The sequence below is a fragment of the Ignicoccus sp. genome (genome assembly GCF_056435145.1).
Genome location: NZ_JBWNMZ010000017.1, coordinates 1 through 11,304 on the forward strand (window position 1 = coordinate 1; position 11,304 = coordinate 11,304).

Sequence of the window (11,304 nt, forward strand, 5' to 3'; positions counted from 1 at the left end):
TCAACACCTCCGGCCCTCTGACCGCTATGAAGTTCGCTTGGCTTTCGGTGGCCGCTGCCTTGGCTAGCAAGGTCTTGCCGGTCCCGGGCGGCCCGAAGAGGAGTATCCCCTTGGGGGGCTCTATGCCCATCTCTGTGAAGAACTCTGGGTGTTTTAACGGCCAGACGACCGCCTCTTTCAGTTGTTGTTTGACTTCCTCTAAGCCACCTATATCTTCCCAGTGTACTTCTGGTACCTCTATGTAGACCTCCCTCATTAGTGTTGGTTGGACCACTTTCATGGCAGCTAGGAAGTCGCGGAACGTGACCTTCAACTTCTCCAGCTCGCTGGCCGGCACCTTCTCTACCTTAGTTAGGTCTATTCCCTTCTCCTTGAAGAATCTCCTTAGTGCATTCATAGCGGCTTCCTTTACAAGCGCCGCTAAGTCAGCCCCGGTGTAGCCGTGAGTCATTTCGGCGAGCTTCTCCAAGTCTACGTCTTCCGCCAAGGGGACGTTCCTCGTGTGAACTTCTAAGATGGCCTTTCTGGCTCTCTTGTCCGGCGGCGGTATCTCTATCTCCCTGTCGAACCTTCCGGGCCTCCTCAAGGCGGGGTCTATGGCGTCCGGCCGGTTGGTCGCGCCTATTACGACCACCCTCCCCCTCTCTTGGAGGCCGTCCATCAAGGTCAACAACTGGGCGACTACCCTCTTTTCGACCTCTCCGGTGACCTCATCCCTCTTGGGGGCTATCGCGTCTATCTCGTCTATGAATATTATGCTTGGGGCGTTTTTGCGAGCCTCCTCGAATATCTCCCTGAGCCTCTGCTCGCTCTCTCCGTAATACTTGCTCATTATCTCTGGTCCATTTATGGCAATGAAGTAAGCACCTATTTCGTTGGCCAGCGCCTTAGCTAACATAGTTTTGCCCGTGCCAGGGGGGCCGTAGAGGAGCACCCCCTTGGGGGGCTCTATGCCCAAGTGCCTGAATATCTCTGGGTGTTTCATGGGTAGTTCTACTATTTCTCTCAACCTTTCTTTTGCCTCCTCGAGGTCGCCTATGTCCTCCCACGTTACTTTGGGCACGCCCCGAACGGCCTCTTCCTTGACTGGTTTCTTGCTTATTTCAATTTCCGTCTTATCGGTCACGTATACTTTCGCGCCGGGCTGGGTGGCAGTAACTATTAGTTCTATGGTGCTCCCGAAGAACGGGATCTGTACCTTCTCTCCCCTCATCAGGGGCTTACCCATCAGTATCCTCTTCACATAGTCGACGAAATCGGGGCCGAACTCTAAGGGCTCCGTCGGAGCCAGGACCACTCTGGCGGCCTCTTCTACTTTAGTCTTCCTTACAGTTACGTAATCTCCCACGCTGACGCCTATCTGGTTTCTGGCGTAACCGTCCATCCTGATTATGTCCTTACCCTCGTCTTGGGGGTAGGCTGGCCAAACTTGGAGTACTACGCTTCCCTTAGGGCCCTCTACCTCGACGAAATCGCCAGTGACTACATCCAGTTCCTTCATGTTCTTCCTACTGATCCTAGCTATCTTCCTCCCCACATCCCTTTGTTTCGCCTCAGCGACTCTCAGCCGGAGTTCTTTCGCCAAGACTCTTACCGAGAGTGGGGCCAAAAGGTGAAGTTAAGAGTTAGGACACTGTCTTAGCTCCTCTCTAGCTATGAGGAGGCGACCTACTCTCGACAGCGCCCGTTCAATTTTGGTGAAAACGGGGTCTAAGTTACCAGGAGCCCCTGGAGCTCTCCTGGCGGCCACTGCCTCCCTCTCAACGGACTTCCACTCGTCCCCAACCAACTCCTCTGCTGTGGCCGTCAAGTCGTCTCCATGCTTCTTTAGAGTCTTTGCCACAGCAGCGTAGGCATCTCTAAAGGTAAACCCTTTGTTCTTAGCTAAGTATTCAGCGAGGTCTGCCGCGAGTAACGGATACTTTAAGAATTCCCTCGCGCGCGTTTCGTTCACTTCCATTTTCCACACGAAGTCTGCTATCACCATTATTGATTTTCTAAAAGTCTTGAAGGCTGGCCATAGCAGCGGCGTGAGTTGCTGCAAGTCGAGGTTATAACCAGAAGTCAGTCCTTTCAATACACTAAAGGTGGAAACGTAATACCCTATGAGCTTCGACAGCTCGGCTCTAGCTACTTCGAGCGTCGCTGGGTTCTTCTTATGAGGCATGATCGATGAAGTTCCGGCGTGTTCCAATGGAACCATTATTAAGCTGAAGGGAGGGGTTGTATAGACGAACATGTCTTCTACGAAGCGTAGCAAAGGCGTGGAAAGACTTACCAACGCGCCCAGCGAGGCTAACGCGAAGTTCCTCGTGGTCGTTGCGTAAAGCGTGTTGAACGCCAAGTCTTTAAAACAGAGTTCCTTACACCTCTCATAACGGCCTAGATCCACCGTACTTCCGGCAGCAGCCGCAGCCCCTAGGGGACACTTGTCGGCGATCTCTAATGCAGATTCCAATAGCTCTAGACCGTCTACAAACTCTTCGGCGAAACTAGTCAAGAACAGTCCGAAGTTGGCGGGTTGTGCTGGCTGTAGGTGGGTGAAGGTAGGGAAGAAGACATCTTTGTGAAGTCTGGCCTTCACGTACAGAGCCTTTAAGAGGTGGTACACGGCTGCAGCAGTCTCAAGTAGCTCCTCTCTGACCCTCAGCCTTATGGCGGTCGCAACTTGGTCATTCCTGCTCTTACCGAGGTTTATCTGTTTTGCAGCATCAATCTTTCCGATTAGGTAATATTCGATGACCTCGTGAACGTCTTCGTAACCGCTGTAAGTAGCTGAGCAGTCGAAGCTGTGCAGCATTTCCTTCAACGCTTCGGCATCCTTATGAGAGACGTAACCCTTCTTTTCCAATTCATTAATGTGAACCACCAACACGTCTACGACGTAAGGACAAATCTCCTTATCAAACTTAAGAGAGCTGATAAAGTCGTTGAGCCACTGGGGCTGCGAACCCAAGGCGTAGCCTCGATACCCCAAGCCTTCACTCCTCGGGCAGAGTTTTTGGGTACCTAATGTCGGCAACTAAAGGGGTGTGTAGATCAAGTGAACCCTTGGATCAAGTCGGCTGAAGACTTCTTGTGGACTGCAGAAATACTAATGACAATGGGACGTTATGCACAAGCACTCGTGTTAGCGTGTCACGCCTTAAACTTGTGTAAGAAGGGAAAGACTCCCTTTGAAAAGACCCCCAAAGAGTGTGTCGAACTGATATTCCCGCAAGACGACAGCACGCCGGAAGACTTAGTGACGCAAGAACTCGTCGAGAAGATAATAAACGAAGTAAAAAGGTGTCTAGGTCTATGAAGAGGAATCCGGGAGCCGAGCGGCCAAAGGCCGCAGTGAAGATTTGTGCTCGCATCTGAGCGTGGAAGCTTTGGTATCGGGGATAATCATAGAGGCCTCGTTCGTTATATTCATACCCTTGGTAATCTTCTTCGATTATTTGTACCTCGTCGGGCTCAGGGCGTGGTTGGAGGGGCTCGGCAAGGGAGCACGACTGGCGGTGTTGAGCGGGGTTGCGTTGTTCTGGATAGCCTTCGTCCCCGGTCCCCTAACCTTCGTCGGGGCGTTCGTCGTATCACTAGTATTGGGCATTTTAGCCTTCTTCCGGAACGTAAAGGACGGAATAAAGACCCTACTAGCTATGATCTCGCTTACGAGCTTGCGTACTATTCTTACTGAGGGCTGCGAGAGCGAACGAGGGTGTTTTGCTAGGTACTTGTTCGCGTGGCCGGCTTTAGCTGCCTTGGCTGCGACTGCTGAGGCCGTGATGGGTCCTATTACAATGTTCGTTATAGGATTAATGACTAAGCCCCCGTCTCTGAAAGGGAAGTTAGCTGTACTTAACAAATTCATATCAATAGTTATGGTTATAATAGCTTGGATATATGCGCTCATAAATATAATCAAGAACATGATCTTGCCCCACTGGTTGTTGATTCAAGAATACGCCGTGACCGGAGAGACGTCAAAGTTACCTCTCACCGCTCGCTTATTAGCTAAGGTCTTAGGAAAGGAGGCTGCATACGTCTACATAGCGATGTTGGTAGCCCTAGCTGCCTATACGGCGTTAAGAGTACACAGTGTCTTAGACCCCAGGCTTAGGAGGGAAGTAATGGCGGCCGCGTCCCCTTTCGTAGCCTACGCAGTATCAATGAACAAGCTGGGGGAACCCCTGACCTCCGTTGCCTACGCAATGGGCGTTACTTTGGCACATTTTATGAAATCTAGAGATATAGATATCCCAGTAAAGGTGATTGACAAGGTCCTACTGGTCTTCGCCAAACTTGGGAGGGCCATCCTTGATTATTCGGTGCCGTTAGGGCCTCTGCGGAGGCTGTTGGCTTGAACGAAGAGGAACTAAGGGCGTTAGAGAGGGTTGCCGAAATACTCAGGGAGATCAGCTCGTGTCGCAACTCTTACTTGGCCAAGGCCCTAACTGCCTTAACGCTCTCTTTGGGAGGAACGCTGACGGCTTTTACTACTGCGTTTTTTTCTAAAATTTTAATTACTGATTTCAAACTCGGCTCTGTTTTTACGATGTTGTTTATCTTGACGTACAGTATAATCATGTTCTACACATTTAAGAAGACGTTCAAGTACACTTTTAAGATAGTTACACTTAGAGAGGAGAACTCTCGAGCTCCGGACTTCTTGTTGTTTCCCGTGTTGGTAGTGATTACGCTAGCAATGCCCAAATGGCCAGTCCCTGTCAACGTGGCTATGGCCTTTCCGTTTCTTATACTTTCTTTAATTAAGATATTCATGTTTAGGCGCGAAAAACTCGTGAGCGGGGTTGTGTTGGCGAGCTTGAGCATGTTAAGTGCGGCGACTCACCCCATCGTTGTACCGTTTGTACTTTCTGTTTCATATAGTATAAGTACACTCATCGAAGTGTTGATAAACCTAGAGGAGGCTGAAAAATGTGTCGAAAGTAAAGGACATAGACATAATTAAGGAATTAGTTAACAAGAAGTTGAATTTGACCAAGATAGCTATAATGGCATATTTACTTAGTAGAGGATCAGTGACTTTCAAGGAGTTGTACGAAGACTTGGGACTAACTGCGGGCAACGCGTGGTCGCATTTGGAAAAGTTAAGGAAGGACGGGTTGGTAAGTATAAAGAAGGAGTTAGGGGAGAAAAGGCCAAGAGTAGTAGTGGAGCTCACACCGAAGGGCCTCAAGGAGATAGAGTCTCTCTTAGAGGTTTTTGACGTACTTTCCGGGCTTAGGAAGCTTCTCCCGAGCGCTCGCGAGGGTTCCGAAAGCTCTGAGTGAGATGAGGTTAACCTTGGTTTTGCATGCTTCTTCAACGTAGAGTAGTGAGGACGAAAGTATCTTGACCCCTTCCAAGCTCGTCCTAAATATAGCTACCTTAAGGTCTGGATCGAAGTAGACTAGCTTGGGGTCAGCAACGGCTAACCCAACGACCCCGTAAGCTCTCTTCACGGATTCCAAGGCGGCGTCTTCTATACACTTTTCTCCGACCTTATCGGGGTCTTCAGACAAGACCAAAACGACGACATATCTCCTCATTTTCTTTCTAATTTTTTTGGCGAGCTTCATATCTATTACTTCTATTTCTAAGCTATTCGTCTTGTAAAGGGCCACGAGAGATACGACCAGCGCTGCGGCTGCTAGGACCTCGCAGATCAAGGCTCTTCCTCGACACACACGGGCGGAGGGGCTTCAAGACCTAGGAGCTCACGCGCCTTTACGAAGTATTCTTCGGGTCTACTTGCCCTTTCTGTACAGAACTTTACAAAAATGGCCTCCCCCATAATCGATTGAACTTCAGCGCCCTCCAGCCGCTCTAACAAAAGGTTTGGGGGTCCTCGGAGAACAAGTTCGCCATCGCTATCCCTTTTATAAACGTCGACCACTACTAGGTCACACTCCTCGCCCTCTAAAATGAGGACTCTCCAATGGCCGTTGCATAAAAACTTCTTCAAAGCTATCACTCGTTGAGGGATATCACTGGGACTAGCTTGCTCCTACAGTAGGGGCATCGTCCGCCCAGCTCTCTGTACTCCTCGGCGCAGAAGTAGACGTTGTACTTGGGGGTACACTTGGGACACTTGTACACCGGTTCTTTGCTTACGTCCGCGTAGCGGGCGTGGATTGCGCACCTAACCGTTATCCAGCCCTTGTGGCCTTGGGCATTAACTCCGTGCATTCCGCCGTACGACAATGTGCTCCCCGACTGCCGCGAGCCTCAAAAGACTTTATAACAATTAGGAGGTGGGCCTGGAACTGCAATGAAGAACGCTAGATGTAGTGTCTCTACTTCTGACGAGAGGACGACCGTATGTCTGATAGCTAAGAATTCTGATAATCCGAGAATTCTGCCTTTGTTAGCGGTGAAGGTCTCTACGGGAAAGGCTCAAGAGAAGGGAATAGAGCATTACCTCACGGGCGAGTGGAAAGAGGGCTGGAGCGACTGGCTCAAAGAGGCTAAGAAAAGTTTCCCGAGCGTGCTGGAACACGCAGTCTTCACTTTTTTCATTGAAGGGTGCTCCAGAGTCTGTTCCCATCAGTTGGTAAGGCACCGCTTGCTGAGCGTGACTCAAGAGAGTCAACGCTACTCAGAGACGAGGATACTCAAGGCGTTCGAAAGAGCTTTCGGAAAGGTGCTCGGCTGGGATGAAATAATTAAGTTGTTAAACGTAGGGTCACAAGACTTAAACGAATTTGAAGAGAGGTTAATTATAAAAGACTTAGAGGAAAGGGGCATAGGTTGCAGGGAGCTATCTAAAAAACTCGAGGAAGTCGTAAGCGAGCTCTTCGTTGTGCCTAAAAGCGTGAATAAGACGACTGCTGCACTTTCAATGATGCATTCCCTCTACTCATACGCGCTGTGCCGCTCCTCGGCGCCCATGGAAGACTGTCGCTTCTTGCTTCCACAAGCCATAAGGACGTCGATGTTGGTAACGGCGAACTTGAGAGAGTGGCTTCACATAATAGAGTTGAGGGATAATCCAAAGGCTCAGTGGGAAATAAGGGGGGTCGCTAGGGCGATAAGAGAGCTCTTGAGAGGAGAGGTTCCAGAGGTGTTCTGAGCGTTTTAGGGATGCAGGAAGCCGAAGTTTACTGCAGTTAAGTAGATCGACGTCAGCAGAGACACTGTGGCCAGAGGAAGCACCACCCTCTTAGGATCTACTACGACTCCGCGGTCGAGCATGACGAACACCGCGCTCGGCACGGTAGCGTATATTGCCGCGTACGCAGCCCACACGCTTAGGTTGCTGCCCGCCAGCGAAGCGGCGCTCAAGAACGCTCCCAACACGCACGGCGACGTTCCCACGCTCCCCGCCAAGAGGCCTAGAATGATGGGCGATGTCCTCTTGACGACAAGGGAGCTGATCACAGTAGATGCCCAACTAGTTAATAATTTGAGTTTTCTACTTGGCCTTACAAGGGATATAATAACCATCGAGCTCACGAAAATTCCAACAACCGGGTAGTAAGGTGAGGCAGGCAGTAATGAGAGCGACATGCCTAGTGCCACGTGTGCAAAGGTATAGGCAACTATGAACGAGGCCGCGTTGCGGACGCAGTTCTTCTTAATATTTTTGCAGCTCAATATATAGAACGTGAAGACGGTCAATCCTATTGGGTTTAGAGAATCGATTAAGGCCAAGACGAATATGTGGTATTCAAGTGGACCGGGCGAGGACCTCCACGCCCCCAAGAATTTTTGACCTTTGAAGACTTGGGTCTCATTAGTACATCTCATAACTTCGTCTAACCAAAAGGTCTCGTTCTCGACGTCACCCACCACCACGGCGACCAGTCTGTTCCTACAGTAGACGCCAGTTATCGGCACGTATGACAAGCCGAAGGCCTCGGCTACCCTTACTGCAGTAGCGTTCCGCGGCGTCCCCCCGCGCAAGGGAACCCAGACCACCTTGAAACCGTACAAGCTTGAAAGGTACTCGAGGAACGACCTTAGCTTAGCACAAGGAATCCCCTCGTTGATGCCATATATAATTAGAGTGTAATTAGAGTAATCCTTCAGCAGGGTTTGTACGAACGGCGAAGGGAGGCCCGACGGTACAGTTATGTTGCTGCACGTCAGAGCCAGGAACAACTCTATCATACCGTCCCCCGGAGGCGCCTTAACGCGTAGGTGATATAATTAACCAACCAGACAATAAAGTGTAAGTCTACGAAGAGTGATAGGATGAACGTGAGAGCAAAGGATAAATGCATCGCCAATATTAAACCATCCTTGACATAGTGGTAAACTATACCAGATATAAATGAACACAACATCAAAAATTTCCTTAAGCCGAAGCCAAAAATGATGGAAATAAGGGCTGCGACTAACGCAAACGTTCCCCATACGATGTCTTCCTTAGCTAGGTAGTTTGGCAACGCAAGGATCCAATTGTTAAATGTCAGTGATGTAGTTGTGAAGTAATAGAGGAGGAACGCAAAGTAATAGTTCTCATATCGCTTGGGGATCAAGCTCGAGAGCGCTGCAAACGCTAGTAACTCTAGCAAGTGCGAGCCTAAGACGTACGGGTTCGTCTTGTGGATAACGTGGAATATTATGAACGAAACCATGATGATGTGTGTCACGGCCCATGCAGCTAACTTACTGACCAAACAGTACCCCTTAGGTCGTAGTACGTCGCACTTTCTACTTTAACTGTTATTTCCTCCCCTAGAGAACTTTCCTCCTTCAGAACCACTGGCATGTAGTTCCATAGCCTCGCAATGAAAGTTTTATGTTTGGGGTCGTATTCGTCTACAAATGCTTTGAACTTTCCACCCACGTACCTCTTATGGACTTCGACACCTATGGCCTCTATCACCCTCATTGCTTCCTTAACGCGCCTCGACTTCACGTCCTCTCTAACTTGGGACATCCGAGCCCCCAATGTCAAAGGCCTCGGGGTATAGGCAGCTAAGTGTACCCTCTCGAATGCCAACTCTTTCAATGACTCTATAGTCTTCTTGAAGTCTTCATTTTCTTCGCCAGGAAAACCAATCATTATGTCTGTAGCTATCGTAGGGTCATTGAATACCTTTCGCACCTTATGGACTATTTCCACGTACTCGGAATAGGTGTACCTCCTTCCCATCATTTTTAACACCTTGTCGCTTGCACTCTGAAGCGGTAGGTGGAAGAACTTAAAGATTCTCGGATCTCTCATAATGTCTAACATTCTATCTATTATTTCGTTGAACGTGTCGGGACTCATCATGCCTATCCTGACGCGTACATCTTCTGGCAAGACGTTCAACAACCTTTCTAGCAAATCGGGCAATTCTAAGCCTATGTCCTTACCGTAAGCCGCTGCGTCGGGTGCGGTCAACCAGATCTCTCTGGCGCCCCTCTTAACGCCTTTGAGAGCGTATTCTACTATCGACTCTGGGTACTGACTCACCAGCCGTGGTCTGGCCACCTTGGTTATACAGAATGTACAATTACCTAGGCATCCGTCAGCTATAGGTATTATAACCTTAAACCCCTTGGGAGGGGCGGCGTTCAGCCAATCCCTTGGCCTGCGTCCTTTAAGCAAGTATTTCTTCTCTCCTTTCAGAGCCGATTCTATCTCATGTAGGGACGAGTTGGAGACCACCGCTGCCCTGGGACAAACCATCTTCACTAATCCCGGCTGAGCGCTGGCGAGACAGCCCGCCACGACGAGCCTCTTGCTAGTCTTACAAAGCTCCTTTATGCGCCACGTCATTCTTTGTTCTGTTTCGGACCTCACGGTACACGTAAATATTATGGAGGCGTCCGCGTCCTCAGTGCTCTTCACAATCTCGTGTCCTTTGCTCTTGAGCTCTTCTACTGTTCTCTCAGCCTCGCCGAGCATTACTGCACAGCCGTAGGTTTCGTAGTATATTTTCATTGCACGCCTACAAAATAAGGTTGTAATTAAAAGTTAGCGTACGGAGAGCTCCGGTCTCGCCTCGACGCCTATAGTCAGCGGGATCTTTCCCTTCAAAACCTTCACGTTCTCTACGACCTCTAGAACGAGCTTATATCCTCTGGTGTTCCACTGCTTCTCCGAAATAAAGCTTACACACACCTTGAATGGTAACCTATTTATCACGAAGTTCTTTTTCGCCACAACCTCGTCGGGGGCAAAGCTCAAGTCTTCTACTACTTTTAACGAGGCTTCGAGCGGGGGAACCTTCGTCCTGGGCACGATGTCGGGCAACACAACGCATCCGGTGACAGTTTCGCCTTTACCCACCGCCTTGACCGCCCTACCGTTAGAATACCACGATGCTTTGACGTTTGGTTTTATATAATAAGTAAAGTAATCATACACTGGGATGTAGTATATCGTAGTCCCGTTTGCAGACACGTAGAGACCGCGAACCGCCACGGTCGGACCGCCGAAGAGGCCCAATAGATTCACGGCCACCAACTTGGGGACGGCAACTTCAATTTCTTTTCTTCCACCTTGACTTAGAACCAACTTCGCGAGTTCGAAGTCCGCAAAGTTCTCGATATCTGCCTTAATTTCAATAATCAGAGGAGCAGTGCAAGAGTTGGAAGCCGAGAACTTCACGCGCTCTCCTATGAACGGATGCGTGACGTTGGAGGTAACTTTTACGCAGCCGCCTAGATTAGAGCCTTTGGAACCCAGCACTCTCAAGTAGCCTAGTTTCTCCAGCTTTACACCGTTTACCTCTATGTCTGCGTATATTCCGTTAGTATTCTTGGCATTTATAATGATGTCGTACGACCTTTCGGTATTGATATGTTTCTTATCAAAGTAGATTAGTACGTCCTTACAAACGCGACCGTGAGTAATCCTCAGAATAGTTTCGTAGTATTTAGGTGTGCCAAAGGAGTCGCCTCTTAAGGTCAAGTGGGCTAATACGTCGCTCGAGCTCGACAAGCATAGCTTGAGCGGATAGTAACCTTTCGAGTTATCTACAAATGTTACTGTGTCGTTCTCATTGTCTGTCCAGTAAACGTGGAGAGTCGTGACCGCGTTTAGTACGGTTACGAGAGTTAAGAGTGAAACTAAGATGTACCTCAAGCCCTCCATCTCCTGGAGTCCTCGTTACAAAAATGGTGTATTAGTATTAACGCAAAACTTTAAAAGAGGCATCAGCCCTCCGAGACCTCGGGGTTGTTTGGGGGGCCGTCGTCTAGCCCGGAAGGACGCCGCCCTCACACGGCGGTAGTCCGGGGTTCAAATCCCCGCGGCCCCACCACGCGTCCCCCTCGTGCACCTTACCCTCCATTGAGCATTATCTAAGGCTTTACGTGTGAGCCTCCGAGAGCTCCGACAGATGGGCCCTTGGAGTTTTTATACCATAAGTCACA

14 protein-coding genes and 1 tRNA gene are annotated in these 11,304 nt (G+C 49.5%); 6 read left to right on the forward strand and 9 right to left on the reverse strand.

Going from position 1 to position 11,304, the window contains the following annotated elements:
- Both AC1HCZ_RS05730 and argH read right to left on the reverse strand, forming a co-directional pair.
- The coding region (locus AC1HCZ_RS05730; protein ID WP_479462588.1) for a CDC48 family AAA ATPase at window positions 1-1,585 on the reverse strand (1,585 nt) is incomplete at its 3' end.
- Window positions 1,586-1,618: 33 nt separating this feature from the next.
- A complete protein-coding gene (argH, locus tag AC1HCZ_RS05735; RefSeq protein ID WP_479462589.1) occupies window positions 1,619-2,977 on the reverse strand; it encodes an argininosuccinate lyase in 1,359 nt (452 codons plus the stop codon).
- Between the two features lie 66 nt (window positions 2,978-3,043).
- Here argH and AC1HCZ_RS05740 point away from each other — a divergent pair, with 66 nt between their 5' ends.
- A complete protein-coding gene (locus AC1HCZ_RS05740) occupies window positions 3,044-3,304 on the forward strand; it encodes a hypothetical protein (RefSeq protein ID WP_479462590.1) in 261 nt (86 codons plus the stop codon).
- 61 nt (window positions 3,305-3,365) lie between these two features.
- On the forward strand, window positions 3,366-4,349 hold the full coding sequence (locus tag AC1HCZ_RS05745) for a hypothetical protein (protein WP_479462591.1): 984 nt from the start codon (window positions 3,366-3,368) through the stop codon (window positions 4,347-4,349).
- Window positions 4,350-4,419: 70 nt separating this feature from the next.
- On the opposite strand, the gene AC1HCZ_RS05750 is transcribed toward AC1HCZ_RS05745, so the two are convergent.
- Window positions 4,420-4,572: a hypothetical protein gene (locus AC1HCZ_RS05750; protein WP_479462592.1), complete on the reverse strand. Its 153-nt coding sequence runs from the start codon at window positions 4,570-4,572 to the stop codon at window positions 4,420-4,422.
- Here AC1HCZ_RS05750 and AC1HCZ_RS05755 point away from each other — a divergent pair.
- Window positions 4,553-4,957 carry a hypothetical protein gene (locus tag AC1HCZ_RS05755; RefSeq protein ID WP_479462593.1) on the forward strand — a complete coding sequence of 135 codons (405 nt, stop codon included), beginning with the start codon at window positions 4,553-4,555 and terminating at the stop codon, window positions 4,955-4,957. The genes AC1HCZ_RS05750 and AC1HCZ_RS05755 overlap by 20 nt on opposite strands.
- Window positions 4,926-5,279, forward strand: coding sequence for a transcriptional regulator (locus AC1HCZ_RS05760; protein ID WP_479462594.1), 354 nt, complete (start codon window positions 4,926-4,928; stop codon window positions 5,277-5,279). The genes AC1HCZ_RS05755 and AC1HCZ_RS05760 overlap by 32 nt, the downstream gene beginning before the upstream one ends.
- Here the strand turns inward: AC1HCZ_RS05760 and AC1HCZ_RS05765 are convergent.
- Genes AC1HCZ_RS05765 through AC1HCZ_RS05775 form a run of 3 tightly spaced genes read right to left on the reverse strand, consistent with a single transcriptional unit; the run spans window position 5,202 to window position 6,192 of the window.
- The gene (locus AC1HCZ_RS05765; RefSeq protein WP_479462595.1) at window positions 5,202-5,657 is read right to left on the reverse strand and encodes an Rpp14/Pop5 family protein; all 456 of its coding nucleotides are present in this window, start codon (window positions 5,655-5,657) and stop codon (window positions 5,202-5,204) included. The genes AC1HCZ_RS05760 and AC1HCZ_RS05765 overlap by 78 nt on opposite strands.
- Window positions 5,654-5,953: a hypothetical protein gene (locus tag AC1HCZ_RS05770; RefSeq protein WP_479462596.1), complete on the reverse strand. Its 300-nt coding sequence runs from the start codon at window positions 5,951-5,953 to the stop codon at window positions 5,654-5,656. Before AC1HCZ_RS05770 ends, AC1HCZ_RS05765 begins: the two co-directional genes overlap by 4 nt.
- A 5-nt stretch (window positions 5,954-5,958) precedes the next feature.
- Window positions 5,959-6,192 carry a hypothetical protein gene (locus tag AC1HCZ_RS05775; RefSeq protein ID WP_479462597.1) on the reverse strand — a complete coding sequence of 78 codons (234 nt, stop codon included), beginning with the start codon at window positions 6,190-6,192 and terminating at the stop codon, window positions 5,959-5,961.
- A 67-nt stretch (window positions 6,193-6,259) separates the two neighbouring features.
- On the opposite strand from AC1HCZ_RS05775, the gene thyX reads away from it, so the two are divergent.
- Entirely contained in the window at window positions 6,260-7,060 is an 801-nt protein-coding gene (gene thyX, locus AC1HCZ_RS05780) for an FAD-dependent thymidylate synthase (protein ID WP_479462598.1), read from the forward strand.
- A 5-nt stretch (window positions 7,061-7,065) separates the two neighbouring features.
- Here thyX and AC1HCZ_RS05785 read toward each other — a convergent pair whose 3' ends face one another.
- The 3 genes from AC1HCZ_RS05785 to AC1HCZ_RS05795 form a co-directional block, all read right to left on the reverse strand.
- The gene (locus AC1HCZ_RS05785) at window positions 7,066-8,100 is read right to left on the reverse strand and encodes a hypothetical protein (protein WP_479462599.1); all 1,035 of its coding nucleotides are present in this window, start codon (window positions 8,098-8,100) and stop codon (window positions 7,066-7,068) included.
- A 496-nt stretch (window positions 8,101-8,596) separates the two neighbouring features.
- Window positions 8,597-9,868: a tRNA (N(6)-L-threonylcarbamoyladenosine(37)-C(2))-methylthiotransferase gene (locus AC1HCZ_RS05790; RefSeq protein WP_479462600.1), complete on the reverse strand. Its 1,272-nt coding sequence runs from the start codon at window positions 9,866-9,868 to the stop codon at window positions 8,597-8,599.
- 33 nt (window positions 9,869-9,901) lie between these two features.
- A complete protein-coding gene (locus AC1HCZ_RS05795) occupies window positions 9,902-11,023 on the reverse strand; it encodes a hypothetical protein (protein WP_479462601.1) in 1,122 nt (373 codons plus the stop codon).
- 92 nt (window positions 11,024-11,115) lie between these two features.
- On the opposite strand from AC1HCZ_RS05795, the gene AC1HCZ_RS05800 reads away from it, so the two are divergent.
- A tRNA-Val gene (locus AC1HCZ_RS05800) sits at window positions 11,116-11,192 on the forward strand.
- Window positions 11,193-11,304 lie beyond the last annotated feature (112 nt).

Excerpts from the sequence above, each read along its gene's own strand:
- AC1HCZ_RS05750 (WP_479462592.1), bottom strand. The coding sequence starts at position 4,572 with ATGATTATACTGTACGTCAAGATAAACAACATCGTAAAAACAGAGCCG.
- thyX (WP_479462598.1), top strand. The coding sequence starts at position 6,260 with ATGAAGAACGCTAGATGTAGTGTCTCTACTTCTGACGAGAGGACGACC.
- AC1HCZ_RS05785 (WP_479462599.1), bottom strand. The coding sequence starts at position 8,100 with ATGATAGAGTTGTTCCTGGCTCTGACGTGCAGCAACATAACTGTACCG.
- AC1HCZ_RS05790 (WP_479462600.1), bottom strand. The coding sequence starts at position 9,868 with ATGAAAATATACTACGAAACCTACGGCTGTGCAGTAATGCTCGGCGAG.
- AC1HCZ_RS05795 (WP_479462601.1), bottom strand. The coding sequence starts at position 11,023 with ATGGAGGGCTTGAGGTACATCTTAGTTTCACTCTTAACTCTCGTAACC.